This is a genomic window from Actinomadura sp. 1N219 (genome assembly GCF_044326405.1).
Lineage (GTDB): Bacteria > Actinomycetota > Actinomycetes > Streptosporangiales > Streptosporangiaceae > Spirillospora.
In genome coordinates this window covers 267602-292269 of the sequence record NZ_JBIRAY010000005.1, presented here as the reverse complement: position 1 = coordinate 292269, position 24668 = coordinate 267602, and the positions used below count along the sequence as shown (strand labels likewise).

Here is a 24668-nt window from a genome sequence, read left to right as displayed (position 1 = left end):
GCTGCGCAGTTCCCCTGCTGGGCGCAAGCCGACCCCGCGCGCATCGATCTGTTCTCCGCGGCGTTCGCCGAACGGTCGCGCCGGCTGGGTCGTCCTGCATGCCGATCTCACCCGGCAATAGGCCGAGCAGCATCGGGGGAGTGGGCTGCTATTACCGCTGATCGTTGTCCCGTTGTCCCTCAAGGCTGGTGAGGAGGTCATCGAGGGCCTGGTTGAGGGCTTCGGAGTTGGCCGGGGTGAACCACGTGGTGCGGATGCGTTCGTTGCTTCCGTTCGGGGTCTCGTGGTCGGCCGCGAGCTGGTGCAAAGAGCGGGTCTCATCGCTCAGGGCGCGGCCGACGCCCTGGAAGAGGCTGCGAACGTAGCTGTCCGCGTCGTCGGTGGCGATGCCGTGGCCGGCCGCCCACGACGTGAGCTTGGCGAGATAGAAGTAGTGGGTGGTCAGCGTTCCCGTCAGCGCGGAGAAGACGTTGAAGGCCGCCTCGTCCGCGACCGGGAGCACCCCGCCCAAGTACTCGAAGAGGGAGTTCGCCGTCGGGTGCGAGGGGTACGTCACCGTGACGGAGCGGCGTTCGCGTACGGCGGGCAGGGGAATGGCCCGTACCAGAGGGACGTCGGTGGCCAGTGTCCGGCGCAGGTCGTCGTTGCCGACGCCGGCCATCACGTTGACCACCAGCTTGTCGCCGTCCACCCTCAGGCCAGCGAGTGCTTCGTGCCTGTCCTCGCGGCGCACGGCGATGATCACCACCTCGGAGCGGTCCACCACCTCCTGATTGTCGACGCACACCCGCACGCCCTCGAAGCGCTCGGACAGCTCCGCGACCGTGCCTGCTCCTCGAGGGGAGAGGAACACCTCCGGCGACCTGTCGCCCCCGTCGCACAGGCCCGTCACGATGGCCCGGCCGAGCTCGCCCACTCCGATGATGCCGATGCGTTTCACTGCGTCTACCTCCATGGCGCGTGGTGGTCGTGCCCCGGGTCGGTCTTGGTCGGTGACGTTGAGTTGGTATTGGGCGAATCCGTTTCGCGGCCCCGCGGCCCCCCGCACCGAATCCCGCCGCGTGTTCGGGGAGGGGGAGCCGTGGCTCGTGTCGCCGGGATGGTCGGTGTCCGCCCGTCACACGCGGAGTCCGCCGGAGCCGGTCTCACCGCGCCGCGGTCTCGTCCATAGGAGTGCGACGGCCAGAGGGCTGCCGGGCTGGGAGCCCTTCCCCGCCCGGCCCGGCGTCACCGACCGGCTCAGCGGCGGATGCGGTAGCGGATATGGGTGGCCTCCGGTGTGTCGATCACCCGGACGATGTCCAGCTCCACGCGCGACGACAGCACGTCGAACAACCGCCGGCCACCGCCGAACAGCACCGGGACCAGATGGACCTGCACCTCGTCCAGCAACCCGGCCTCGATCGCCCGCTGCGCCGTGTAGGCGCCGATCACGTGCACGTGCCGGTCCCCGGCGGCGGCCTTGGCCCGGGCCATCGCGTTCTCGATCCCGTCGGTCACGTAGGTCACCAGCGGATAGTTCGCGACGGACGGGCCGGGTGGCCGATGACTGGCCACGAAGATCGGGATGCCCTGACCGTTGTGATCACCGCCCCAGTGATCGACCTGCTCCGCGGTGCGCCGTCCCGCCAGGACCGCACCGGCCGCCGCCATGTCGCCGAGCACCTCCCCGGCCGGACCGGACCGGCGGAACTCCCCATCCGCCGTGAGGCCCCATTCGTGGAGCCGGACGAAGCCGTCGCCACCGGGGTTGCCCGGTTTGTCGTTCGGCCCCGCGACGTACCCGTCGAGCGACATCGACATGTCGAGCACTGATACAGACATGAACCTTCTCCTGTCTTCCACGTCGCAGCTCATCAGCGCGACTCCTGCTTGCTCACCCTCAGCCGCGCCTGTTCGGGACGCGGATTGGCGCCGGTCAGCACTGTTGCCAATCGGTCGCCGGGGACCGCGCCCTCGGCGATCGCCGCCAGGCCCGCCGCCCCCGCCGGTTCCAGGACGATCCCGAGGGTGCGCGCCGCCAGCTCCATGGCGGCGGCGATGGCCTCGTCGGTGACCAGGACGATCTCGTCCACCAGGGCGCGGGCCCGCCGCACCGAGGCCTCCGGCGGGGTGCGCACCGCGATGCCGTCGGCGAAGGTGCGGGCGCGTTCGATGCGGACCGCGCGGCCGGCGCGCAGGCTTTCCAGCATCGAGGGGGCGCCCTCGGCGTTGACCCCCACGATCCGGGTGCCGGGAGCGTGCTCCTTCATCCAGCGCGCTACGCCGTTGATCAGCGCGCCATCGCCGACCGGGAGCACGACGGCGTCGAAACCCGGACCGCCCGCGCCGCCCGGTGCGCCGCGGGTCAGCTCGACTCCGATCGTCCCGGCGCCTTCGGCGATCGCCGCCTGGAGACCGTCCTGCAGGTAGACGCGGTCAGGATGGCGTTCGGCATGGGCGGCCGCGGCCTTCCGTGCTGACGAGCCGTCCGGCCCGGCCGCGATGACCCGGGCGCCGAAGGTCTCCATCCGCTCCCGCTTGGCGGGATTGACCGTCACGGGCACGAAAACCTCGACCGGTATCCTGCGGGCCCGTCCCGCGTAGGCGACGGCCTGCCCGAAGTTGCCCGAGCTGGCGCACACCACCGGAGTGCCGGGGGCGAGCGTGCTCAGCATCAGATCGGCGCCCCGGCCCTTGAAGCTGCGCACCGGATTGGCCGTCTCCAGCTTCACCGTCACCGCGCGGCCGCCCAAGGCCTGGCACAGCTGCTCGTCGAGGTACTGCGGGGTGTTGAGGAACACCGGATCGATCACCTGTAGGGCCTTCTCGATCCGCGCCACGTCCAGATCCATGCGCGCCGCCTTTCCTCGTGGCTTCCGGACCTGGACGACGTTAATCGAACTCCCGATCGAAGCGATTGAGAATTCTCGCGCCGCAGCGCAATAATCTTGCATGCCCGAACCGCCGCCACTCCGTCTGGACGAGATCGACGGCCTGCTGCTGGACCTCCTCCAGCACGATGCCGGACGCACCCTGCACGACCTCGGCGAACAGGTCGGGCTCTCACCCAGCGCCGTCCAGCGGCGGATCGCCCGCTACCGCAAGGACGGCCTCATCGCCAGGCAGGTCGCCGTCCTCGACCCGCACCGATTCGGGCCCACCGTCCTGGCCACGGTCCTGGTCACCCTGGCCCAGGAATCCTTCGAGCACCACCGGACCTTCTCCGACCGGATGCGCTCGGACCCGCAGGTCCAGCAGTGCTACCGGGTCGCGGGACCATGGGACTACGTCGTCGTCCTAGCCGCGCGGAGCATGCGCGACTGCAGCCGGCTCGGCGACCGCCTGTTCAAGGCCGACGACAACGTCAGGCGCTACGAGACCCTGGTCGCCTTCGACACCATCAAGACCGGCCTGACCCTCCCGCTACCCGCACTACAGCCCTATCGACCACAAGACCGGCGCCCATAGCGGCAAGACCCAGGAGAAGACCAAACAGGTGACGGGCGTCACCGTCACCAGCAACCGCCGGGCAGACCAGACCAGAGACGCCGCCGCCTAACCGGCCGGTCAGCACAAGCCCAGGGCGAAAGGGGCCACCTCCTTGACCACGGGCCTGAGCGCGCGTCACCGGCCGCCGCTTCCTGCTGATGGCGTCCGGAGGCGCCGCCGACCTGCGCCGAGTCGACCCGGCTCTCCTGCACCTCGCCGACCGCCTGGTCCTCAACGACGTCGACCCCGACGCCCTCGCACGCCTGCCGCCCGTGACCTGCGCCCAGACCGCCGCGGCCCCCGGCAATATCCTGCGCACCGTCGCCCACTTGGCCGCCGACCGCGGCCCCTTTGACCTGTTCCTGGCCGGAGGCCTCTTCGACTACCTCGAAGAACGCTCCGCTCGAGCCCTGATCCGTACCACTCTGTCCCGGCTGTGCCGCCCCGGAAGCACGTTCTACTTCTCCGGCATCGCGACCCCGAGTCCCTACGCCGCCCTGATGACCCACATCGGCCGCTGGTATCTCGTCGAACGCACCTGCGCCGACATCGAGGCCGATGTCCATGCCGCCGCGCCGCCGGGAACCGTCGCTGGACTGGACGTCACCGCCGATGCCGCTGGCCTGACCCTGTTCGCGACGGTGCGGCGCGCTGACGAGCCGGGGTGATCCCCGCAGTCGGCTTCGTGTTCGTCGCCGACGCAGCATCGATCGTCAGTCGAGGCTTTCGATGATGCGGAAGTCGCACTCGACGCCGTCGGCAAGTGCGGCCAGCGCCTCCTGGTAAGCCGCACTCGCGTGTGCGGCGACCGCCTGTTCGAAGCTGTCGAACTCGACCAGGACGGTGCGCTCGGCGATTCCGGGGCGTCGTGTGCGACGCCCCGGCTGCCGCGGGCGAGCAGCCGCCCCCCCGCGGCCTCGACGACTGGACCGGCCAGCTTGTTGTAGGCAGCCAGCTTCTCGGTGTCCGCAATGGTGCGGTAGGCGCTGACCCAGTCGGACGGTTCGATCAACCGGCTGGGGCTGTGATCGGATTGGTCTCGGGTGAGCGTCGGCGGGCAAGGGCGAGGGCGAGGCTGGTCATCGTCGTGATCGCCATCGCGGCGACGCCGACCAGCGCCGCGGTGGTGTAGGCGCCGTCCTTCGGGAAGAGGCGGCCGGCGGTGGTGCCGGCGGCCAGGACCAGACCACCGATGGCGCTGCCCAGGGAGTACCCGACGCTGCGGACGACGTAGTTGAAGCTCATGGCGCTCGACGTCTCGCTCTTGGGCGTGACGGCCAGGATGACGCCGGGCATGGCGGCCGAGAAGCTGCCGACTCCGAAGCCCAGCACGCCCATGGCCGCGAGCAGTTCGGCCAGGTTGGACCGGGCCGCCGCGAACAGGACGAACCCGCCGCCGACGATGGCGGCGCTGCCGGCCAGGAGCAGGGGCCCGTCGATCCGTTCGCGGACCCGCGGCGTGAGCTTGCCGGCGACGAACCCCAGCACGGAGAACGGGATGAGGACCAGCCCCGCCACGAAGGTGGTCAGTCCGAAGCCGTAGCCGGCGCTGTGCGGCGTCTGCGCGTAGCGGGTGATGAGCGTGAGCAGGAGGTACATGCCGCTCCCGCCGACGAGCATGGCGATGTTCGCCCCGGCGACCGCCGGGTGCCGTACCGCCCGGACGTCCACCAGAGGCGTCTTGGTTCGCAGTTCGGAAACGGTCCAGACGCACAGCAGGAGTACGGCGGCGACGGCAAGGGTCACCGCCACGGCGAGGTGTCGGCTCCACAGGCTCCTCTCCCCGGCCAGGAACAGGACGAGGAGCAGTCCACCCGCCAGGACGAGCGCGCCGGCCACGTTCACGTGAGCGGAGCGGCCTTCGGGAGCCGCGGGCATGGAGCGCCACGCGGTCACGAAGGCGATGGCGGTGACGAGCAGGCCGAGGCCGTAGGCGGCCCGCGGTCCGCCGAACTCGGCGAGCAGTGCGGCCAGCGGGTAGCCGACGCCGGCTCCGATGATGGAGACCACTGAGATCAGGGCGATCGTGGCCGCGCCGCGCTCCTCGGGAAGATGGTCGCGGGCCACGCCCATCATCAGCGCCGTGAGACCGAGTCCGACGCCTTGGGCCGCTCTGCCCACGAGCAGCCAGGCGAACGGCAGCGGCAGCACGGTGAGCGCGCTGCCGACGACGACGATCGCCAGCGTGGCGAGAATCGTGACCCGCCGGTGCGGACCGGCCCCGAGCCGGCCGAGGACGGGTGTGGCGACGGCGCCGCTGAGCAGGGCGATGGTCAGCGTCCACTGCGCGCTGTCGAGGGAGACGTGGAACGTGGTCGCCACGCTGGTGATGAGCGGCGTCCCGAGGCTGGCGACCGCCGCCACGACCAGGGCGATGAATATCAGGGCGGGGACCAGCAGACGTGCCTCGGAACGCATCAGGGCAGTACTCACGGGCTGGTCATGATCCTGGGCCGCGGTCACCGGCCCGGTTCCTCTCGGGCGTGGCTTTCGAGCTCCGCCAGACGCAGCAAGGCCGGAAGGGCTGCTGCCAAGGCCTCGACCTCGTCACCGGTGAGTTCGTCGATCAACCGCGCGTACGCGTCGACGCCCGCCTGGCGCCGCGTCCGGACGTACGACGCGCCGGCCTCGGTCAGACAGACCAGCGTGACCCGCTTGTCGGACGGATCGCCCTTCCGCTCGACCAGCCCGGATTCCTCCATCACCCGGACCAGGACGGTCATCGCCGGCTGGGTGACGCCCTCGGCCACCGCCAGATCGGTGATCCGACGCGGGCCGGTCTTGTCCAGGGTGGCCAAGGTGGCGGCGGACGTCAGGCTCATGTCGCGGGGAAGGCGTCTCACGGCCCTCGTGGCCAGACCGTAGAGGGCTGACCCGATGGCATCGGAAGCGCCGCGCGCGGTACCTTGGCGACTCACGCTTGAAGCATAGCAGATTTATATTAATCCTTTATGCATCTCCCGATCAGGGTTCGGCGACACTTGACCCACAACGCGTTCGCGGCGGCGTGAAGACCCCAAGCGGAGCGGCCGCGGACGGCCGGTGTGGACCTGTCGGACCTGGAGTTCTGGGCGCTGCCCCCTGATATGCGGATGGCGGCGTACGCACGCCTGCGAGAACTGGAAGCGCCGCCGTTCTTCGAGGACCAGCCGATCCCGTTTCACCGGGCTGGCCGTCCGCTGACGTTCCCGCGGGGCGGGGTCGTGCTCCGCCGTCCGTGCCATAGCCCGTCCCGGCTGGCCGCGGCCGGTGCCTTCGCCGTCGGGTGCCCGGCGGGGCGATCGTTCTCGGCGGTCTTCGGCAGGACGCCGTGACGCCGCGTGCGAGGCGCCGTCGGCCCCCTCGCCCCGGGCTCTTTCGAGTGCCGTTCGTGGGCCGTTAGACGGCATCGGGGCAATGGAACGTTCCGTGGTGGAAATTCATCGCGTGTTCGATGTGCGTTGATCACATGGAACGGTTCACGCCCGTTTCTCCTATTCTATTCAAGTATAGCGAAGTTAAAGACTGATGATTGAGATTCCCGGGCGTTGTGGTTAAGCTTCATTCGGTTCCCGGCGCCGCCTTCATTCGGCGAATGTTTGAATGGAAACGAATTGCCGGGCAATCGCCTGCTTGCCGCCTCGGAGAGCATCGAATTCCAGCGAAAAGGAATCGCATGTGCGACGGCCCGACCGGTTCTGTCGTGGTAGCCGATGCGCGACCGTCGACGGACCGCCGCGGTCGCGCTCTGGAAGACGGACCGGAGGTCGGCCGCCGATTCCGGGGACGCCGGCGGATCAAAGGCGATCACGCACCATTCTTATGGCGTTTACGACGGCGACCGGCGCTGCACTGAGCGTGCCGGTGGGAAGCCGAGCGCCGGGAGCGGAACGTCGGCATCGGACCGAGCTGCATCACTCCTTTTAACCCCGTGTAACCCCCACCAGAAGGAGAAAGACCATGCGCAAGGGTGTCACCGCCTCGGCGGCATGCCTGTCCGCACTCGCGCTGACCGTGGCCGCGGCCCCGTCGGCGTCGGCGTCGGACGACCCGCCGCCCCCCGGCAAGATCACCATGGAGGTCCTCACGGTGAACGGCTCCGGCTGCCCCGCCGGGACCGCCGCCGTCGCCCCCTCGAGCGACAACACCGCGTTCACCGTCACCTACAGCGACTACATGGCGCAGGCCGGCGGCGACTCCAAGCCCACCGACTTCCGCAAGAACTGCCAGCTCGCCCTGTCCGTGCACATCCCGCAGGGATTCACCTACGCGATCGCGAGCGCCGACTACCGCGGCTTCGCGCACCTGGCGGCCGGCGCGACCGGGACGGAGCGCGCGAACTACTACCACCAGGGCATGTCCCAGACGACGCCGGTCAGCCACACCATCAAGGGCAAGTACTCCAGCAACTGGCAGTTCACCGACCGGACCCCGGTGGCCGAGCTCGTCTTCAAGCCGTGCGGTGAGACCCGCAACTTCAACATCAACACCGAACTGCGCGTGGAGAACGCCTCCGGCGACGAGACCAGCTTCATGTCCTTCGACTCCGCAGACGGAAGCGTGCGGACCGTCTACCAGTTCGCCTGGAAGAAGTGCCCCGCCAGCTGACCCGCGATGAACAGCCCGCGCCCACGTCCTCGCCGGACGTGGGCGCGGCCTGGTTCCGCCACCGCCTCAGCGGGCCGCTTCGACGGTGACCGCGCCGGACCGCGGGTCGCGGAAGCCGTTGGCGATGAGACCGTCGTAGAAGTACCCGGGATCGCGGCCCAGGTTGAGGCGGACGGCCCACACCACCCCCGAGGCGCCGGTCCGCTCGCCGGAGAGGGCCTCGGCGAGAGCGTCCACCGCCCGTTGCCGGTCGGCGCTGACGCCGCCGGGCCCGGCGCGCCTCGCGTCCCGGCACTGGACGTCCCAGCTGTAGAGATCACCGCTCGTGCCGTCAGTTCTGGCCGCCATCGGGCCTGCTCCCTTCCGGACGCGCCGCCCCGCCGGCCGCGCCGTCCCTGCCGCCCGGGGGGCGTGCTCCGCCCGTCGCTTCCGGCGGGCCGGTCCCCCCGCGATCTCGTCCCCGGCCCGCCGGCTCGGCGGACCGCGCGGGGCACGCCGTATAAAGGCCCTCTCGTACGTCCTACGTAGACGGCCTCGTCCCTCCGAGCAAAGGACCGCATGCCCCCGCGGCCGGTGCCCATCCTGGTGGGGCCGTGTCCGTCGCGCATCGGTCAATACACCGAAGTCGGCTACCGAGACTGAGGGGCCGGTCGCGGGACGGTCCTTCTCCCCGACCGAATGACGCGGAGAATCTGACGATCATGATCGCTCTGCGTGGCGATGCGAATACAATCCAGGATGTCTCGTGGTAGCCGGGCTTCCGGCGGGAGCTGACTCGGAGGCGGCCGTGGCGCGGCAGGCGACGCTCGAACGACAGACCGGACGGCTTCCCGCGGAGCTCACGAGCTTCATCGGCCGGGACGCGGAGCTGGGTCGGCTCCGGCGGCTGGTCGACGAGCACCGGCTGATCACGCTGATCGGGCCCGCCGGCGTCGGCAAGACCAGGCTCGCGGTCCGCGCCGCGACCCTGGTGCGGGACGCGTTCGGCGAAGGGGTGTACTTCGTCGGCCTCTCGGGGCTCACCGAGCCGTCGCTGCTGGCGCAGGCGATCTGCGACGCGCTCGGGGTGACCGAGCAGGACGGCGACGCGGCCGCCCGCCTCGCCGAGCACCTCGCCGACCGCCGCGTCCTGCTCATCCTCGACACCTGTGAACACCTGCTGGACGAGTGCGCCATCCTGACCGAGGCGCTGCTGGAGGCCGCCGCCGGGCTGCACGTCCTCGCGACCAGCCGGCAGGCGCTGGACGTGATGGGCGAGCACACCGTCCCCGTCACGCCGCTGGGCCGCCCGGGTCCCGCCGCGCACCGCCTCCCGGACGGCCTCCCCGACAGCCTCCCGGACGCCCTCGCGCACGGCCTCCCGGACGGCTTCCCGGACGGCGCGGAATACGACGCCGTCAGGCTGTTCGCCGAGCGCGCCGCCGCGGCCGTCCAGGGCTGGACGCTCACCCACGGCAACCGCGACGCCGCCGCACGGCTGTGCGACCGGCTCGACGGCATCCCGCTGGCGATCGAGCTCGCCGCCGTCCAGCTGCGGGCGTTCTCGCTGGACCAGGTGCTCGGCCGCCTCGGCACCCACCTCTTCCAGGTCCGGGGCAGGCGCACGAACGTGCGGCGCCACCAGACGCTGCGCGCCGCGGTCGACTGGAGCCACGAGCTCTGCTCCGCCGAGGAGCGGCTGCTGTGGGCGCGCCTGTCGGTGTTCGCCGACGGCTTCGACCTCGACGCCGCCGAGAACGTCTGCGCCGGCGACGGCCTGCCGCCCGAGGCGGTCGTCGGGGCCCTGACGGGCCTGGTCGAGAAGTCGATCGCGCAGCGCGCCGACCGCGGCGGCCAGGCCCGCTACCGGATGCTCGACACCCTGCGCGAGTACGGCGCGGAGCGCCTCACCGAGCTGGGCGGCGCGGACCGGCTCCGCCGCCGCTGCTTCGCCTGGTACGCCGGGCTGCTCCACCGCGCCCGCACGGAACTGCCGAGCGCGGCCCAGGCCCGCTGGCTCGACTGGTTCGACTGCGAGCGCGGCAACATCCGCGCGCTGCTGGGCGACGGCGTCGCGACGGCCGAGCCGGAGCTGCTCCAGGACGCGATGGAGTCCCTCGGCCGGTTCTGGGCGCTGCGCGGGACGCTCGGGGAGGGCCGGCAGTGGGCGGAGCGTGTGCTGGAGACCCGCGACACCACGGGCGCGGGCTGGTCCGGCTGCCTCGCGGCGGCCGCCTTGATGACGACCCTCCAGAACGATCTGGACGAGGCCCGCGAGCTGCTGGACCGGGCGCTGGCCCAGGGCCGCGCCGACGACGACCGGAGCGGCATCGCCCTCGCCCACTCGGGCCAGGGCATCCTGGCCCTGTTCACGGGCGATTTCGACCTCGCGCTGCGGCTGCTCACGACGGCGGACGGCCTGTACCGCGAGTCCGGCCAGGACGACGTGCTCGTCCTGCTCATCGACGTCTTCCGCGGCGTGGCGCACCTGTTCAAGGGCGACTTCGCCGCGTCCGTCGACCACGCCGACCGCGCGGTGCGCGCCGGTGCGGAGAGCGGCGAGCTGTGGGTCCGCTCCTACGGGATGCTCGTCTGCGGCATCGCGCTGTGGCTCGCCGACGACCTCGACGCCTCGTTGGAGCGGCTGCGCACGTCGCTGCGGATCAAACGCGACCTGGACGACGGGCTCGGCATCACGCTGGCGCTGGAGGCGATCGCCGCGTGCCTGTCCAGCCGGGGCGAGCCGACCCGCGCGATCAGACTCCTCGGCGCCGCCGACCGGCTGCGCGAGTTCACGCAGACGTCCTGGTTCGGCCCGCATCACGCGCTGCTGCGGGAGATCCACACCGGCAAGGCCATGGAGGCGCTCGGAGAGGAGCGGTACCGCACCGCCCTGGAGGAGGGCGGGCGCCTCCCCCTCACGGACGCGATCGAGGACGCGCTCGGCGAGACCCCGTCCGGCGCCGCCGCCTCCTCATCCGCGGCGGAGGCGGGCGGCCCGCTCACCAGCCGCGAGCTGGAGGTCGCGGCGCTGGTGGCCGAGGGCCTGTCCAACCGCGCCATCGCCGAGCGGCTGACGATCGCGAAACGCACCGCCGACTCGCACGTCGAGCACATCCTCGCCAAGCTCGGCTTCTCCTCGCGCGCGCAGATCGCCACCTGGATCACCGCCCAGAACGCCTGACGAGGAGAGAGGGCCGGATCGGCTACTCGGGCGGGGTCTCGTCGTCGTAGAGCCTCGTCTTGATCTCGCCGTCCTCGGTCACGTAGCCGTTGATGATCCCCTTGGTGCTGTGGGGCACGGCGAGGGTGCCCTTGCCGTCCAGCGCGATCGCGCCGCCGGTCGCGCCGAGCGCCGTGATCTTCTGGTTGACGACCGTCGCCGCCGCCTTCGTCACGGGCATGCGCGCGTACTCCATGAGGGCGGAGATGTCGTGCGCGGCGACGCCGCGGATGAACACCTCGCCGGTGCCGGTGCAGGAGACGGCCACGGTGCGGTTGTCGGCGTACGTCCCGGCGCCGATGACGGGGGAGTCGCCGACGCGTCCGACCTGCTTGTTGGTGAGGCCGCCGGTGGACGTCGCCGCCGCGATGTCCCGGTCGCCGTCCAGGGCTATCGCGCCGACCGTCCCGCCGACCTCGGACCGCTGGGGCTTCGCGCCCGCGGCCGCCGTCGCGGGCGGGTTGCCCTTGGCGGCCATGAGCTGGTCCCAGCGGCGCTGCGTCCAGAAGTAGTCCTGGGGGGTGAACGGCACGCCGTTGCGGAGCGCGAAGTCGTCGGCGCCCTTCCCCGCCATGAAGACGTGCGGCGACTTCTCCATCACCATCCGGGCGAGGGAGATCGGGTTCTTGGTGTGGTGGACGCCCGCCACCGCGCCCGACCTGCGGTCCTTCCCGTTCATGATGGAGGCGTCCAGCTCGTGCTCGGCGTCGGTGTTGAACACCGCGCCCTTGCCCGCGTTGAAGTTCGGGTCGTCCTCCAGGACGTTGACTGCCTTCTCGACCGCGTCGAGCGCCGGCTTCCCGTCCTTGATCAGCTCGTAGCCGGTGCGGAGGGCTCTGGTGAGCCCGTCGCGGTAGGCCTTCTCCTGCTCGGGCGTCAGGCTGCCGCGCGGCAGGGAGCCCGCGCCGCCGTGCACCGCGAGGACGACCCCGCGCACGCCCGGACCCGGCGGCGGGGCCTGCGCGGGAACGGCCGCGGCGCCCGCGGCGAGCTGGGAGCCCGGCAGGCCGGCGACGAGCGCGGCCAGGCCTGCGGAGATCAGGAGGGAACGCATGGGGGACGGCATCGGGAACCTCCTCGGTGATGACCTTGGTCGTCCCCGGGCGCGTGACGGCCACACCCGCAATTCCTGCCAAACCGGGCATCCATCGCCGACAGGGGCGTGAGGGCGCGTCTTCCGTGCAGGCCAGGACGTGTTGTCACCGGGTAACACCGCCGATACCGTGCTGTCCATGACGAGACCGGGGGGCGGGACGGCGCCGGGGGCCGGGCGCGATCCCGGACGGCGTCGCGCCCTCCTGGAGGCCGCCGACCGGGTCATCCAGCGGGAGGGGCCGGAGGCGTCCATGGCCGCGATCGCCGCGGAGGCGGGGATCAGCAAGCCGATCCTCTACCGCCATTTCGGCGACAAGAGCGGCCTGTACCAGGCGCTGGCCGAACGGCACACCCGCAAGCTGATCGACGGCATCCGGGAGGAGTTCTCCCGCGACGACCCGATCCGGGCGCGGACCCGCTCCACCATCGACACCTACCTGGCGACGATCTCCAAGAACCTCAACCTCTACCGTTTCCTGATGCACCGGGCCAGCGCGGAGGACACGGCGACGCACAGCGCGATGAGCACGATGATCCGCGACGTCAGCCGGGAGCTGGCCGAGGTGATGATCGCCGAGGGCGAGATGACGGACCGGACCCGCGCCTACGTGTGGGGCCATGCGATCGTCGGCATGGTGCAGACGGCCGGCGACTGGTGGCTCGACCACGACGCGGACGTGCCGCGGGAGGCCGTCGTGGACGGGCTCGCCGACCTCGTCCTCGGCGGGCTCCCGGCCGCCGCGTCCGGCGCCCGCGGCCCGCAGCCGTCCGACGACCCACGATCCCCGAGGTGACTGTGCAGACCGACGCCCGCCCGCAGCCCGACGCGCGCCCAGAGCCGGCCGCCCGCCCCGACCCCGCCGCCCGCCCCGGCCCCGCCGCGCGGCCGGAGCCCGCCGCGCGGCCGGAGCCCGCCGCGCGGCCGGAGCCCGCCGTGGAGACCGAGCGGCGGCCGTGGGGGAGCTTCGAGCGCTTCACGCTCAACGAGCCGTCCACCGTGAAGATCATCCACGTGGCGGCCGGGCAGCGGCTCAGCCTGCAGCGGCACCGCGACCGCGACGAGCTGTGGGTGGCGCTCGACCCCGGCGCCGTGTTCGAGGTGGCCGGGCGGCGCATCCTGCCAGAGGTGGGGGAGCGGGTCCTGATCCGCGCCGGCGACACGCACCGGCTCGGCTCGGACGGCCCGCCGGTGCGCGTCATGGAGATCGCGTTCGGCCACTTCGACGAGGACGACATCGAACGCCTCGAAGACGAGTACGGCCGCGCCTGACCCGCCGCCGGCGGCAGGGGCGGTCCACGAGCCCGGCATCGGCGCGACGGCCGGACGGGGCCTCGTCGTTCACCTGAGGCGGACGGGGAGGGCCGCGGGCCCGTTCATGATGAAGCTCTGCTGCGGCTTGATCTGATCGGCCGGGACGGCGAGCGCCAGGTCAGGGAAGCGTGCGAAGAGCGCGGACAGGGCGATCGTCGCTTCGAGCCTGGCCAGCGAGGCGCCGAGGCAGAAGTGCGCCCCGTGTCCGAAGGAGAGGTGCTCCTTGCCGGAGCGGGCGCTGTCGAACCGGCAGGCAGTCTCACCGTGCCGGGCCGGGTCGCGGCCCGTGGCGGCCAGGCAGATCGTGATCGGGTCGCCCTTGGGGATGGTCACGTCGCCCAGCGTGATGTCCTCGGTCGCGTAGCGCAGGGGCAGGTGCGCGATCGGAGACTCGGCCCGCAGCGTCTCCTCGACCACGTCCTCCCAGGGCAGCCTCCCCGACATGGCCTCTTCGAGCTGGTCCGGGTGGGTGAGCAGGGCGACGATCGCCGTCCCGAGCAGGTTCATCACCGTCTCCGACCCGGCGCCGAACACCATGAACAGCGACCCGACCAGCTCGGAGTCGCTGACCTCGACGCCGTAGCGGCTCCGGGCGTGGACGAGGTCGCTGGTCATGTCCTCGCCCGGCGCGGCGCGCTTGGACTCGACCAGCTCGTGCAGGGCGTGCTGCCAGCCGCGCAGGTTGGCCTCGGCCTCCTCGGGGGTGAGGGTGGTCGAGACGGCCACCTGCCCGCCGCGCAGGACGTCCGCGCGGGACCGCTCCGGGACCCCGAACAGCTCGCAGATCATCCGGGCGGGCAGCTGGTAGGCGAACGCCTCGCGGAGGTCGACCACCGTCCCCGGCGGGGTCCGGTCCAGGTCCGCGAGCAGCTCGGCCACGATCCGCTCGATGATCGGCCGCTTCGCCGCCACCTTGCGCGGCGTGAACGCGCGGGAGATCAGCCCGCGGAGCCGGCGGTGGTCCGCGCCGTCGGCGATGGCCATGCTGTCCATCCTGACCCAGCTGATGAGCGGCCAGTCGTCGCCGATGACGCCCCGGATGAAGTCGGGCCAGTGGCGCCGGGGGTCCTTGGCCGCGCGCGGGTCCACGAAGATCTTCCAGGCCGTCTCGTGGTCGTTGATCGACCACGCCGCCACGCCGCCGGGCAGCAGCACCCGGACGACGGGGCCGAGCGTCCGCAGCCGGGCCGCCTCGCCGTGCAGGTCACCGCCGGTGGCGTCGATCACGACGGGGGGCGTTCCGGTCTCCATTGCACACCTCCGCTGAGGGACGGACGGAATTCACGCGGAGCGGCGCCCGGTCCGGCCCTGGGCTCGCCGTCCCGCGCGTGATCGGCGACGCGGTGGACCGTCAGATCGCGACGGCGAGATTCAGCGGCCCGCCTGCGCAAGCGGAATGGTGGCCCGGACGGGCGTGTTCTCGTAGGCGACGATCGTCCATTCGCCGTCCCGCTCGGCGAATACCCAAAGGCCGCGGATGGAGTCGTCGGCCGTGACCTCGGCCGCACCGGGCTTGTACGCGCCGCCGTGCGAGAACATCACGATCAGCCCGTCGCCCAGATACCTGAGTTCAAGGGGCACGCCGAGGACCTGGGTGCCTTTCCACTTGCCGCCGAAAGCGCCCGCCATCCAGTCGCGGATCTCGCCCCGACCGCGGAGGAAAACGTCGCCGGGAAGGGCCACGAGGGCGTCGTCCGCATACAGTTTCGCCAGCGTGTCGGCGTCGCTGTCGCCCCACGAGGCGGCCAGTCGCTTGACGATCGAGAGGATGGCGGCGGCGTCCTCTTGGCGGACGGAGATCTTGGTCTCGTAGGAGCGGACCGCGGACGTGCTGATCGTGTCGGCCACGAGTTCTCCCTCTCTCAGAAGGTTTCGAGAACGACCCTGTCACGTCGCGCCTGAGCCCCGCATATTTGAAATTGCGAAGAAACTCTGGGGCGTCCGCACTATGGAAGGTGCCGGCCGGGCGGCGGCCGTGTCACGCTGCCACCGCGTCGCCGAAAGGAATACGGCGGCCTTTTTCGGCGCATCCGGCGAGGAGGGGCGATGCGGAGATTCGACCTGGACGGCAAGAGCGCGCTGGTCACGGGGGCGTCCCGCGGGATCGGGCGGGCGGTGGCGCTGGGGCTCGCGGAGGCCGGGGCCGACGTCGCCGTTCTCGCGCGGAGCGAGGACGCGCTGGCCGAGGTCGCCAAGGAGATCGAGGCGCTCGGCCGCACGTCGCTGGTGCTCACCTGCGACGTGAGCCGTCCCGAGCAGATCGAGCCGGCGGTGGCGGCGGGCGTGGACGAATTCGGGAAGCTCGACATCGCGGTGAACAACGCGGGCGGGTTCCCCGTCATCGCGCCCTTCCTCGACCTGGATCCCGACGACTGGTCCACGCTCCTGCGCACGAATCTGGAATCGGTGCTCCATTTCTGCCGGGCGGTGGGACGGCACATGACCGGCCGCGGCTCCGGGTCCCTGATCAACGTCGCCTCGGTCGGCGGCTACAACGGCACGCCCATGCTGTCGATCTACGCGCTGGCCAAGGCCGGGATCATCTCGCTGACGCGCACCCTCGCCGTCGAGTGGGCCGCGTCCGGGGTGCGGGTCAACGCGATCGCGCCCGGCTGGACCAGGACCCGGCTGACCAGCGGCTTCGCGGCCAATCCCGAGCTGGCGGACGAGCTGATCCGATCCGTCCCGGCGGGCGTGTGGGGGGAGCCGGACGATCTGGCCGGGGCCGTGGTGTACCTCGCCGGCCCCGCGTCCAGGATGGTGACCGGGACCTGCCTGACGGTGGACGGGGGAGTGACGGCCTACGACACCGGCCCCGCCATGATGGAGCTGCTGCCGGCGGGCCGCATCCCCGTCGACGCCGCCGAACCCGGCCGGTGAGGCCGGGCGCCTGAGCAAAGGAACGGCCCGGCCGTCCGATCGGCGGACGGCCGGGCCTTCGCCTTGCCGGGAATCGAGCGATTACTGGAGCAGCGCCCAGTAGCCGTCAGTGCGGCCGGGCTCCTTGCCGCTGCCCGCCTGCGTCGCGCGGAACAGCTCGCCCTTGTGCCGGATGAGGTCGCCCGGCTTGTAGGACTCGCTGCCCTGCCAGTTGGCGACGCCGACCGGCGAGATGCGGCTGGTGCGCCCGTCCACGCTGCGGGTGCGGGTCAGCACGGTTTCGCCGACCTTCACCGGCCCGCTGTACGGGCGCCACGTCCGGCCGTCCGTCGAGTACTCGATCGCCATGCCCGGGTTGCGGACGTTCGCCGTCAGCGTCCCGCCGGAGACCTTCGCTCCCGGCAGCGGGACGCGGTAGTTCACGCCCTCACCGCCGAGCCCGACCGGCTTGTAGAACGACAGCAGCGGGAACGTCTTCTGGCCGAGCGTGTTGTTGAAGACGTTCCAGGCCTCGCCCATCTTGTCCGGAGCCGGCGTGTTGCGGTTCCAGGCCCGCTCGGCCGCGCCGAGGAGCTTGGGGAACGCCTGGTACTCGCGGATCCCGGGGGTCTTGCCGTTCTCGGCCCACAGCTGGGCCTCCAGGCCGAGGATGTTCTTCTTGCCCTCGGGGGTGAGCTTCGTCCAGTTCGGGTTCTGCGGGACGGGGTTGCCCCAGCGGTCCTCGGTCGCGTTCGCGTAGACATTGAACGGCTGGTAGCTGAACGTGCTCTGCTCGTCCACGAGGGCGGCCCAGTAGTAGCCGGGCTCGTCCGGGTCCTTGTTGTAGGCGAGGTCCATGTACAGGTTCGTCGCGTGCGCGAGGATCACCGGGGTGCCCTCGTTGGCGAACCGGTACGCCCAGTCCTCACGTCCCCAGCCCCACACGTTCTGCCACGGCAGCGGCGCGAAGCCCTTGAGGCGGAACTCGTGGGTCGGGTCGGTGACGTCCTCCCACCCGGCGGTGGTCTTCGCGTACTTCTGCGCGATGTCGTTGTAGCGGCCGAAGAACAGGTGCTTCAGTTCCTCACCGGACTTGCCCTCGGTGTCGGGGTTCTTCTTGCACGCCGGCGATCCGGACCACCAGCCCGCAGGGGGTCCCGGCGGCTCGTCGCCGCCGAGGTTGAGCCGGTTGAACGGGACGCCCGCCCGCCCGTACATCTTCGCCACCTCGGACACGACCTTGTTCAGGAACGTGTACGTGCTGGGCAGGCACGGGTTCGCCAGGTTGTCGGTGTAGTACTGGACGCTGACGTGCTCGCTGGTGTCGTCCGGGTCGAGCAGCCGGTAGGCGTCGTCGTTCGTCTTCTGGTAGCGGCGCTCCATCGACTGGACGGCCGCGCGGGCGTGCGCCGGGAAGTTGAGCTCGGGGATGACCTCGACGTGCCGCTCGGCCGCGTACCGCAGGATCTCCTCGAAGTCCCGGACGGTGTAGTGGCCGCTGCCCTTGCCGACGAAGTTCAGCGTGTTGTCCTCGTAGCCCTGGTAGGCGGGGCGGCGTCCGAGGTTGGCCTCGGTCTCGTTGCGCGCCTTGCCGGACACGCCGTCGCCGCCGCCGAGGTCGTTCACCGATCCCATGCCCTGGTGCAGCCCGTCCTTCTCCTGCGGGTCGTGCACCCGCTTGGAGCCGAAGTCGGTCAGCTCGGGCAGGCCGGGGATCTCCAGCCGCCAGCCCTCGTCGTTGGTGATCCCGAGGTGCAGCTTGTTGAGCTTGGTGAAGCTCATCAGGTCGAGGAACTTCAGGACGGTCTGCTTGGTCTCGAAGTGGCGGCCCACGTCGAGATGCAGGCCGCGGTACCCGAACAGCGGCGCGTCCGCGATCTCGGCCAGCGGGACGCTGACGGTCGGCGCACGGTGGCCGCGCGCGGCGGCCTTGTAGCCGCCGGCCGGGATCAGCTGCCGCAGCGTCTGGATGCCGTACAGCACCCCGGCCCGGTCGGCGCCCACGATCTGGACGCCCTTGCCGGTCGAGCTGAGCCGGTAGCCCTCGGCGTCGGCCTTGCCGTCGCCGTCGACGTCCAGCTTCGGGTCGACGCTGAGCGCGATCGGCGCGCCCTTGTCGCGGGCGACGTCGTTCAGCGCGGAGCGCAGGTAGCCCGCCTCGCGGCTCAGCTCGCGCGGGGCCGTGACGGACGACCGCCCGCCGATCGCGACCGTGCCGGGGGACGACTTCGCCGACAGCGGCTGCGGGACGAGGCTCTGCTGGAGCGTCAGGTCGATCTTCGGCGCGGTGTTCTCGGCGAACCGGGTCGCCGCCGTCTCCACGGGGCGCTTGTCGCCGGAGAACGCGGTCGTCTGCTTGGGGTCGGTCGGGTCGAGGAGGGACTTGGCCGGCACCCACGCGGGCTTGCCGCCGCCGTACGCGATCGTCCAGCCGCTCGGGGCGTCCGACTTGTGGACGGCCCACACCTCGAAGTTGATGTCGATCTCGCGGCGCTCGCCGGGGGCGATCGCCTTGAATCCGTCCTGGGGTTTCAGCGCGTAGAAGTCGCCGCTCTGCGCGGCGTCCGCGCGGGCCACGGCGAGGCCCTGGTCGGCGAGCTGCTTGCGGCCGATGTCGCCGACCTCGCCCGCGAGGACGGCGGTCGGCTGCCGCACGCCGTTGAAGTACAGCGCCCATCCGGCGCTGCTCAGGGCGCAGCTGCTGTCGTTGTTGTCGATGGTGAGCCGCGCGAGGTGGTACTTCGCGTCGGCGACGGTGTGGTCGACCGGCTGGTAGGTGACCATGAGATCGCGGGGGTCAGGGTTGCAGGCCGCCGACGCCGCGCTGGACGGGACGGCCGCGAGTAGGGCCGCGGTAAGCGCGGCGGCCGTCAGTACGGCCGCTGGTCTTTTCGGCATAAATAGGAAACTATCCTAATAGATTGCCAAGATCCCGGGCTCTGACCTGGCCATTTATGAACCCGCAGGCAGCGCCGGTGGCCGCCTCCGGACAAGCTTTGGATCTTGACGGGGACGATCTCCGGGGTGTTCGATCACCGGTCAGCCAATGCCGGATTCGGGCGCCGGAAGCCCGTCATGTACCGGGTGCCCGGAACCGAGTCCCGGGCACCCGGAGGCGGCGGCAGGGCGCCGGTCAGGTGCTGGCGGTGAGGTCCAGCTTCTTGACCTTCGGGTCGCCCTCGTCCGCGAGGTAGTCGGACGTGCGGGTCGCGTCCGCGCCGTCCGCCAGCTTCGCGGCCTTGCAGATCACGGTGCCGACCAGCGCGACCGCGACGTTGACGGCGAGCGCCAGCATCCCGGCGTACATCGTCATGTCGGTGTCGAAGCCGAGGTCGCCCAGCGGGTAGGCCGAGCCGCCGAAGTGCTCCTTGCCCTTCGCCGGGTTCGGGATCTGGTACAGCATCCACAGTCCCGCGGCCATGCCGCCGACCCATCCGGCGATGAGCGCGCCCCGGTGGAACCAGCGCGTCATCAGGCCGAGCGCCACCGACGGCAGCGTCTGCAGGATGATCACGCCGCCGATGAGCTGGAGGTCGATGGAGAACTCCGGGTCCAGCGCGAGGATGCACGCCACCGCGCCCGCCTTGACGATCAGCGACACCAGCTTGCTGACCGTGGCCTCCTGCTTCTCGGTGGCGTCCCGCCGGATGTACTCCCGGTAGATGTTGCGGGTGAACAGGTTGGCCGCGGCGATCGACATGATCGCCGCAGGGACCAGCGCGCCGATGCCCACGGCCGCGAACGCCACCCCGGCGAACCAGTCGGGGAACATCTGGTCGAACAGCACCGGGACGGCCGTGTTGGCGTCCGGCTTGCCGTCGGTCGTGACCGGCTTCACGTCCGCGGCGATGGCCATGTAGCCGAGCAGCGCGATGAGGCCGAGGACGAGGCTGTAGGCGGGCAGCGCCGCCATGTTCCGCTTGATGGTGTCGCGGTTGCGGGCGGCGAGCACGCCGGTGACGCTGTGCGGGTACAGGAACAGCGCCATCGCCGAGCCGAGCGCCAGCATCGCGTAGTTCAGCTGGCCGCTGCCGGCGAGCGTGATCCCGTCGCCGGGCGCGGGCGTCGCCTCGAACTTGTCCTTCGCCGCGCCGAAGACCTCGCCCCAGCCGCCGAGCTTCGCCGGGATGTACAGCACCGCCACGATGATCACCAGGTAGATCAGCGCGTCCTTGACGAAGGCGATCAGCGCCGGCGCCCGCAGCCCGGACTGGTAGGTGTAGGCCGCGAGGATCACGAACGCGATGATGATCGGCCAGTGGCCGTGCACGCCCATCGTCTTCAGCACGGCCTCGATGCCGACCAGCTGCAGCGCGATGTAGGGCATCGTCGCGACGATGCCGGTGATCGCGATCAGCAGCGCCAGCGTCGGCGACCCGAACCGCGCCCGGACGAAGTCGGCCGGGGTCACGAACCCGTGCACGTGCGACACCGACCAGAGGCGGATGAGGAACAGGAACACCAGCGGGTACACGACGACCGTGTACGGGACGGCGAAGAACCCCGCCGCGCCCGCGCCGAACACCAGCGCCGGGACGGCCACGAACGTGTACGCGGTGTAGAGGTCGCCGCCGATCAGGAACCAGGTGACCCAGCCGCCGAAGCTGCGGCCGCCGAGGCCCCACTCGTCCAGGTTGTCGAGGGTCTCGGCCCGGCGCCACCGCGCCGCGACGAATCCCATCCCGCTGACCACCAGGAAGAACAGGGAGAAGACGACGATCTCGGTGATGTGGTCGCGCGCCATCGCTCAGCCCCGCTTCCTGGTCATCCGGTACACGACGACCGTGGTGCTCACGCCGAGCAGGATGAAGGCGAGCTGGATCCAGTAGAAGGCGGGGAAGCCGGCCAGGCGGGGCTCGTCGCTGTTGTAGACGAACGTCATCAGCGGGACCGCGACCGGGAGGAGCAGCAGCCAGTTCCAGGGGCTCCGGTCGGAGCGTCCGCCGGACGGCGGCGGGGTCGTGGGCGTGGGCGAGTCCGGGTCTTTCGGGTTCTCGGGAGCCAAAAGGGGGTCCTCCTCGTCGTGCGTCGCGAGGGCACGGGCGTCCGGATCGCGTGACGGCACCGTGCCGGAGAGTGCGGCCGGGCGAGAGTACACGCCTCATGATCACGGTGTGATCTCGGTCACGGCACGACTGAGTGGAGCGTTCCACCTGGAAGGGGCGCTTCTTGGGGACGGTCGGGCGCGCGCGTCAGACGGTGCGGTCGGCGGCGGTCCTCGGCTCGTGCCGGACGTCCTCCGGCCGGTCCAGGTCCCGGGTCCACGCGGCGAACTCCAGCAGGATCCCGTCGGGGTCCTTGAAGTAGATGGAGCGGACGAACACGCCCTCGTGGTTCTCCGGCGCGACGCCGAACTCGCTGTCGTCGTGGTTGAGCAGCACCCCGACGTCGACGCCCTTGGCGATCAGCCGGTCGCGGTACTCCTCGATCCGCTCGGGCGGGACGTCGAACGCGACGTGGTTCATCGACCCCACGGCCGACAGCAGCTCGCCCCGGTCCGGCAGGGTCTTCGGCGCGGACACGCCGGGGACGGGCTCGGGCGCGTCGGGGAACCAGAAGAAGGCGAGCGCGTTCCCGCCGCCGCAGTCGAAGAAGAAGTGCTGCCCCCAGCCCATCGGCAGCTCGATCGTCTTGATCAGCGGCATGCCGAGCACGCCCCGGTAGAACTCCACCGTCCGCTCCATGTCGCGGCAGACGAGCGCGAGATGGTTGACGCCGCGCAGTTCGAACTCGGTGTTCTTCCTGGTCATGGCAGTCCGCTCCGGCAAGTAAGTGATCCCTTTCGGTCATGCTCATGGTAGCCTCGGCCGCATGCGAACCGCAGCCTCCCAGTGGTGGTGGCGCCGCTGAGGCGGTGCCGGTTCGTGCGTGTTCAGATCAGGCGACCGCCCTCACCGGCGGTCGTTTCGCGTTTTCCCGCCTGGTGAGGGCCCGACATGAGGGGCCACCGCGGTGGAGACCGTCCCACAGCAGCCGCTGACCAGCGAGTTCGTCACGACCGGGGGCGTACGGGTGAGCCGTACCGCCACGCCGGTCGACTCCGAGCGCAAGTCCGATGTGCTGAACGCCCTCGTCGCCGCCGTGGGGGAGCGGCGCGGCGGTGTCCTCAGCTCCGGCATGGAGTACCCGGGCCGCTACAGCCGCTGGCACATGGCCTACGCCGACCCCTGCGCGGAGATCGTCGCCCGCGGCCGGACGGTCGCCGTGCGGGCCCTCAACGAGCGGGGACGCGTCGTCCTGCCCGCCGTGGCCGCGGTGCTCCGCGACGTCGGCGAGGTGCAGGCGGACGAGCCCGGCCTCTTCGAGGTGTTCGTCCCGCCGTCGGAGGAGTTCTTCACCGAGGAGGAGCGCAGCCGCCAGCCGACCGTGTTCACCGCCCTGCGCGCCGTGGTCGGCCTGTTCGGCTGCGACGACCCGCACCTCGGCCTGTACGGGGCGTTCGGGTACGACCTGTCGCTGCAGTTCGAGCCGCTGCGGACGCGGCTGGAGCGCCCGGACGACCAGCGCGACCTCGTCCTGCACCTGCCCGACGAGCTGGTCGTCGTCGACCGCAAGCGCGAGACCTCCCACCGGCTGTCGTACGAGTTCGAGGTCGAGGGGAAGAGCACCGCCGGGCTGTCGCGCGCTACCGAGCCGACGCCCGTCCCGGTGCGGGCGGAGCTGCCGCCGCAGCCCGTGCCCGGCGTGTACGCGCAGGTGGTGCGGGACGCGAAGGAGAAGTTCATCCGCGGCGACCTGTTCGAGGTGACGCCGGGCCACGCCATGTACGGGCGGTGCGACGCCCCCGCCGCGTTCTTCGAGCGCCTCCGCGAGACCAACCCGGCGCCGTACGAGTTCATGTTCAACCTGGGCGACGGCGAGTACCTCGTCGGGGCGTCGCCGGAGATGTTCGTCCGGGTCGGCGGCGACCGCGTCGAGACGTGCCCGATCGCCGGGACGATCAAGCGCGGCGGCGACGCGCTGGAGGACGCCGAGCAGATCCGCGCGATCCTGTCGTCCGCCAAGGACGAGTCCGAGCTGACCATGTGCACCGACGTGGACCGCAACGACAAGTCGCGGATCTGCGTGCCCGGCAGCGTGCGCGTCCTCGGCCGCCGGCAGATCGAGATCTACTCCCGGCTGATCCACACCGTCGACCACATCGAGGGACGGCTGCGCCCCGGCTTCGACGCGCTCGACGCCTTCCTCACCCACATGTGGGCGGTCACCGTCACCGGCGCGCCGAAGACGTGGGCGATGCAGTTCATCGAGGACCACGAGGAGTCGCCCCGCCGCTGGTACGGCGGCGCGGTCGGCTGCATCGGGTTCGACGGGTCGATGAACACGGGCCTGACGCTGCGGACGGCGCAGATCCGCGACGGCGTCGCGACCGTCCGGGCCGGGGCGACGCTGCTGTACGACTCCGACCCCGACGAGGAGGAGCGCGAGACGCACCTCAAGGCCAGCGCGCTGCTGGGCGCGCTCGCCGGGTCCCAGGAGGGCGGAGCGGACGCCGAGCCGGGGGACGAGCCGCAGGCGGAGCGGCCCGGCGACGGCCTTAAGGTGCTGCTCGTCGACCACGAGGACTCGTTCGTCAACACCCTCGCCGACTACTTCCGCCAGCAGGGCGCCGACGTCGTCACGCTCCGGCACGGGTTCCCGGCGCGGATGCTGGACGAGCACGCGCCCGACCTCGTCGTCCTGTCCCCGGGGCCGGGCCGTCCCGAGGACTTCGCCACCCGCGCCCTCCTCGACGCCCTGGACGAGCGGAACCTCCCGGTCTTCGGCGTCTGCCTCGGGCTGCAGGCGATGGTGGACCACGCGGGCGGCGAGCTGACGCTGCTGCCCGAGCCGTCCCACGGAAAGCCCGGCCAGGTCAAGGTGACCGGGGGAGCGCTGTTCGAGGGCCTCCCGGACGAGTTCGCCGCGGCCCGCTACCACTCGCTGCACGCCACGCCCGACCGGGTGAAGGGGTTCCGCGTGACGGCGCTGACCGGCGACGTCGTGATGGCGATCGAGGACCCGGAGCGGCGGCGCTGGGCGGTGCAGTTCCACCCCGAGTCGATCCTGACGGCGGCGGGCGGGGCCGGGCACCGGATCGTGGCGAACGTCCTGAGGCTGAGCCGTCCCTAGTCCCGTAGCAGGAGGGCCGGCCGTCCGAAA

23 protein-coding genes are annotated in these 24668 nt (G+C 71.2%); 9 read left to right on the top strand and 14 right to left on the bottom strand.

The window, feature by feature from the left end:
• Positions 1 to 151 precede the first annotated feature (151 nt).
• The 3 genes from ACH35V_RS18810 to ACH35V_RS18800 all read right to left on the bottom strand — a co-directional run bounded on the left by ACH35V_RS18810 (position 152) and on the right by ACH35V_RS18800 (position 2834).
• Positions 152 to 955, bottom strand: a complete 804-nt coding sequence (locus tag ACH35V_RS18810) for an NAD(P)-binding domain-containing protein (protein WP_395973862.1) — start codon at positions 953 to 955, stop codon at positions 152 to 154.
• Between the two features lie 284 nt (positions 956 to 1239).
• Positions 1240 to 1824, bottom strand: a complete 585-nt coding sequence (locus tag ACH35V_RS18805; protein WP_395973860.1) for a dihydrofolate reductase family protein — start codon at positions 1822 to 1824, stop codon at positions 1240 to 1242.
• Between the two features lie 32 nt (positions 1825 to 1856).
• Positions 1857 to 2834: a threonine/serine dehydratase gene (locus ACH35V_RS18800; RefSeq protein WP_395973859.1), complete on the bottom strand. Its 978-nt coding sequence runs from the start codon at positions 2832 to 2834 to the stop codon at positions 1857 to 1859.
• Between the two features lie 100 nt (positions 2835 to 2934).
• Here ACH35V_RS18800 and ACH35V_RS18795 point away from each other — a divergent pair, with 100 nt between their 5' ends.
• Together ACH35V_RS18795 and ACH35V_RS18790 are read left to right on the top strand one after the other, a co-directional pair.
• Positions 2935 to 3450 carry an Lrp/AsnC family transcriptional regulator gene (locus ACH35V_RS18795; RefSeq protein WP_395973858.1) on the top strand — a complete coding sequence of 172 codons (516 nt, stop codon included), beginning with the start codon at positions 2935 to 2937 and terminating at the stop codon, positions 3448 to 3450.
• 179 nt (positions 3451 to 3629) lie between these two features.
• Positions 3630 to 4139 (top strand): hypothetical protein, encoded by a 510-nt coding sequence (locus ACH35V_RS18790; protein WP_395973857.1) that lies wholly within the window; start codon positions 3630 to 3632, stop codon positions 4137 to 4139.
• Positions 4140 to 4184: 45 nt separating this feature from the next.
• Here the strand turns inward: ACH35V_RS18790 and ACH35V_RS18785 are convergent, their stop codons facing one another.
• The 3 genes from ACH35V_RS18785 to ACH35V_RS18775 are packed head-to-tail and all read right to left on the bottom strand — an operon-like array spanning position 4185 to position 6293.
• A complete protein-coding gene (locus ACH35V_RS18785; RefSeq protein WP_395973856.1) occupies positions 4185 to 4532 on the bottom strand; it encodes a DUF1330 domain-containing protein in 348 nt (115 codons plus the stop codon).
• Positions 4480 to 5904 carry an MFS transporter gene (locus ACH35V_RS18780; protein ID WP_395973854.1) on the bottom strand — a complete coding sequence of 475 codons (1425 nt, stop codon included), beginning with the start codon at positions 5902 to 5904 and terminating at the stop codon, positions 4480 to 4482. Before ACH35V_RS18780 ends, ACH35V_RS18785 begins: the two co-directional genes overlap by 53 nt.
• 26 nt (positions 5905 to 5930) lie before the next feature.
• Complete coding sequence (locus tag ACH35V_RS18775; protein ID WP_395973852.1) at positions 5931 to 6293, bottom strand: MarR family winged helix-turn-helix transcriptional regulator; 363 nt, start codon at positions 6291 to 6293, stop codon at positions 5931 to 5933.
• A gap of 222 nt (positions 6294 to 6515) precedes the next feature.
• Here ACH35V_RS18775 and ACH35V_RS18770 point away from each other — a divergent pair, with 222 nt between their 5' ends.
• Positions 6516 to 6785: a hypothetical protein gene (locus tag ACH35V_RS18770; RefSeq protein ID WP_395973850.1), complete on the top strand. Its 270-nt coding sequence runs from the start codon at positions 6516 to 6518 to the stop codon at positions 6783 to 6785.
• A 625-nt stretch (positions 6786 to 7410) separates the two neighbouring features.
• Positions 7411 to 8058 (top strand): DUF4360 domain-containing protein, encoded by a 648-nt coding sequence (locus ACH35V_RS18765; RefSeq protein WP_395973849.1) that lies wholly within the window; start codon positions 7411 to 7413, stop codon positions 8056 to 8058.
• A 66-nt stretch (positions 8059 to 8124) separates the two neighbouring features.
• On the opposite strand, the gene ACH35V_RS18760 is transcribed toward ACH35V_RS18765, so the two are convergent.
• Positions 8125 to 8406: a hypothetical protein gene (locus ACH35V_RS18760; RefSeq protein ID WP_395973847.1), complete on the bottom strand. Its 282-nt coding sequence runs from the start codon at positions 8404 to 8406 to the stop codon at positions 8125 to 8127.
• A 439-nt stretch (positions 8407 to 8845) separates the two neighbouring features.
• Between ACH35V_RS18760 and ACH35V_RS18755 the strand changes: the two genes are divergently transcribed.
• Positions 8846 to 11221, top strand: a complete 2376-nt coding sequence (locus ACH35V_RS18755) for an ATP-binding protein (RefSeq protein ID WP_395973846.1) — start codon at positions 8846 to 8848, stop codon at positions 11219 to 11221.
• Between the two features lie 22 nt (positions 11222 to 11243).
• Here the strand turns inward: ACH35V_RS18755 and ACH35V_RS18750 are convergent, their stop codons facing one another.
• Positions 11244 to 12326: an isoaspartyl peptidase/L-asparaginase family protein gene (locus tag ACH35V_RS18750; RefSeq protein ID WP_395973845.1), complete on the bottom strand. Its 1083-nt coding sequence runs from the start codon at positions 12324 to 12326 to the stop codon at positions 11244 to 11246.
• 166 nt (positions 12327 to 12492) lie between these two features.
• Here ACH35V_RS18750 and ACH35V_RS18745 point away from each other — a divergent pair, with 166 nt between their 5' ends.
• Both ACH35V_RS18745 and ACH35V_RS18740 read left to right on the top strand, forming a co-directional pair.
• On the top strand, positions 12493 to 13149 hold the full coding sequence (locus ACH35V_RS18745) for a TetR family transcriptional regulator (protein ID WP_395973844.1): 657 nt from the start codon (positions 12493 to 12495) through the stop codon (positions 13147 to 13149).
• Entirely contained in the window at positions 13146 to 13625 is a 480-nt protein-coding gene (locus ACH35V_RS18740; protein WP_395973843.1) for a mannose-6-phosphate isomerase, read from the top strand. The genes ACH35V_RS18745 and ACH35V_RS18740 overlap by 4 nt, the downstream gene beginning before the upstream one ends.
• Positions 13626 to 13694: 69 nt before the next feature.
• On the opposite strand, the gene ACH35V_RS18735 is transcribed toward ACH35V_RS18740, so the two are convergent.
• Both ACH35V_RS18735 and ACH35V_RS18730 read right to left on the bottom strand, forming a co-directional pair.
• Positions 13695 to 14918: a cytochrome P450 gene (locus ACH35V_RS18735; protein WP_395973842.1), complete on the bottom strand. Its 1224-nt coding sequence runs from the start codon at positions 14916 to 14918 to the stop codon at positions 13695 to 13697.
• Between the two features lie 120 nt (positions 14919 to 15038).
• Positions 15039 to 15515 carry an SgcJ/EcaC family oxidoreductase gene (locus tag ACH35V_RS18730; RefSeq protein WP_395973841.1) on the bottom strand — a complete coding sequence of 159 codons (477 nt, stop codon included), beginning with the start codon at positions 15513 to 15515 and terminating at the stop codon, positions 15039 to 15041.
• A 198-nt stretch (positions 15516 to 15713) separates the two neighbouring features.
• Between ACH35V_RS18730 and ACH35V_RS18725 the strand changes: the two genes are divergently transcribed.
• Positions 15714 to 16547 (top strand): SDR family NAD(P)-dependent oxidoreductase, encoded by an 834-nt coding sequence (locus ACH35V_RS18725; protein ID WP_395973840.1) that lies wholly within the window; start codon positions 15714 to 15716, stop codon positions 16545 to 16547.
• Between the two features lie 81 nt (positions 16548 to 16628).
• Here the strand turns inward: ACH35V_RS18725 and ACH35V_RS18720 are convergent, their stop codons facing one another.
• The 4 genes from ACH35V_RS18720 to ACH35V_RS18705 all read right to left on the bottom strand — a co-directional run bounded on the left by ACH35V_RS18720 (position 16629) and on the right by ACH35V_RS18705 (position 22276).
• Entirely contained in the window at positions 16629 to 19424 is a 2796-nt protein-coding gene (locus ACH35V_RS18720; RefSeq protein ID WP_395973839.1) for a family 20 glycosylhydrolase, read from the bottom strand.
• 235 nt (positions 19425 to 19659) lie between these two features.
• Positions 19660 to 21270: a monocarboxylate uptake permease MctP gene (gene mctP, locus ACH35V_RS18715; protein ID WP_395973837.1), complete on the bottom strand. Its 1611-nt coding sequence runs from the start codon at positions 21268 to 21270 to the stop codon at positions 19660 to 19662.
• Positions 21271 to 21273: 3 nt separating this feature from the next.
• Positions 21274 to 21591, bottom strand: coding sequence for a DUF3311 domain-containing protein (locus tag ACH35V_RS18710; protein WP_395973835.1), 318 nt, complete (start codon positions 21589 to 21591; stop codon positions 21274 to 21276).
• Between the two features lie 127 nt (positions 21592 to 21718).
• Positions 21719 to 22276: a VOC family protein gene (locus ACH35V_RS18705; protein WP_395973834.1), complete on the bottom strand. Its 558-nt coding sequence runs from the start codon at positions 22274 to 22276 to the stop codon at positions 21719 to 21721.
• 202 nt (positions 22277 to 22478) lie between these two features.
• Here ACH35V_RS18705 and ACH35V_RS18700 point away from each other — a divergent pair, with 202 nt between their 5' ends.
• Entirely contained in the window at positions 22479 to 24638 is a 2160-nt protein-coding gene (locus ACH35V_RS18700; RefSeq protein WP_395973832.1) for an anthranilate synthase component I, read from the top strand.
• The last annotated feature ends 30 nt before the right edge of the window (positions 24639 to 24668 follow it).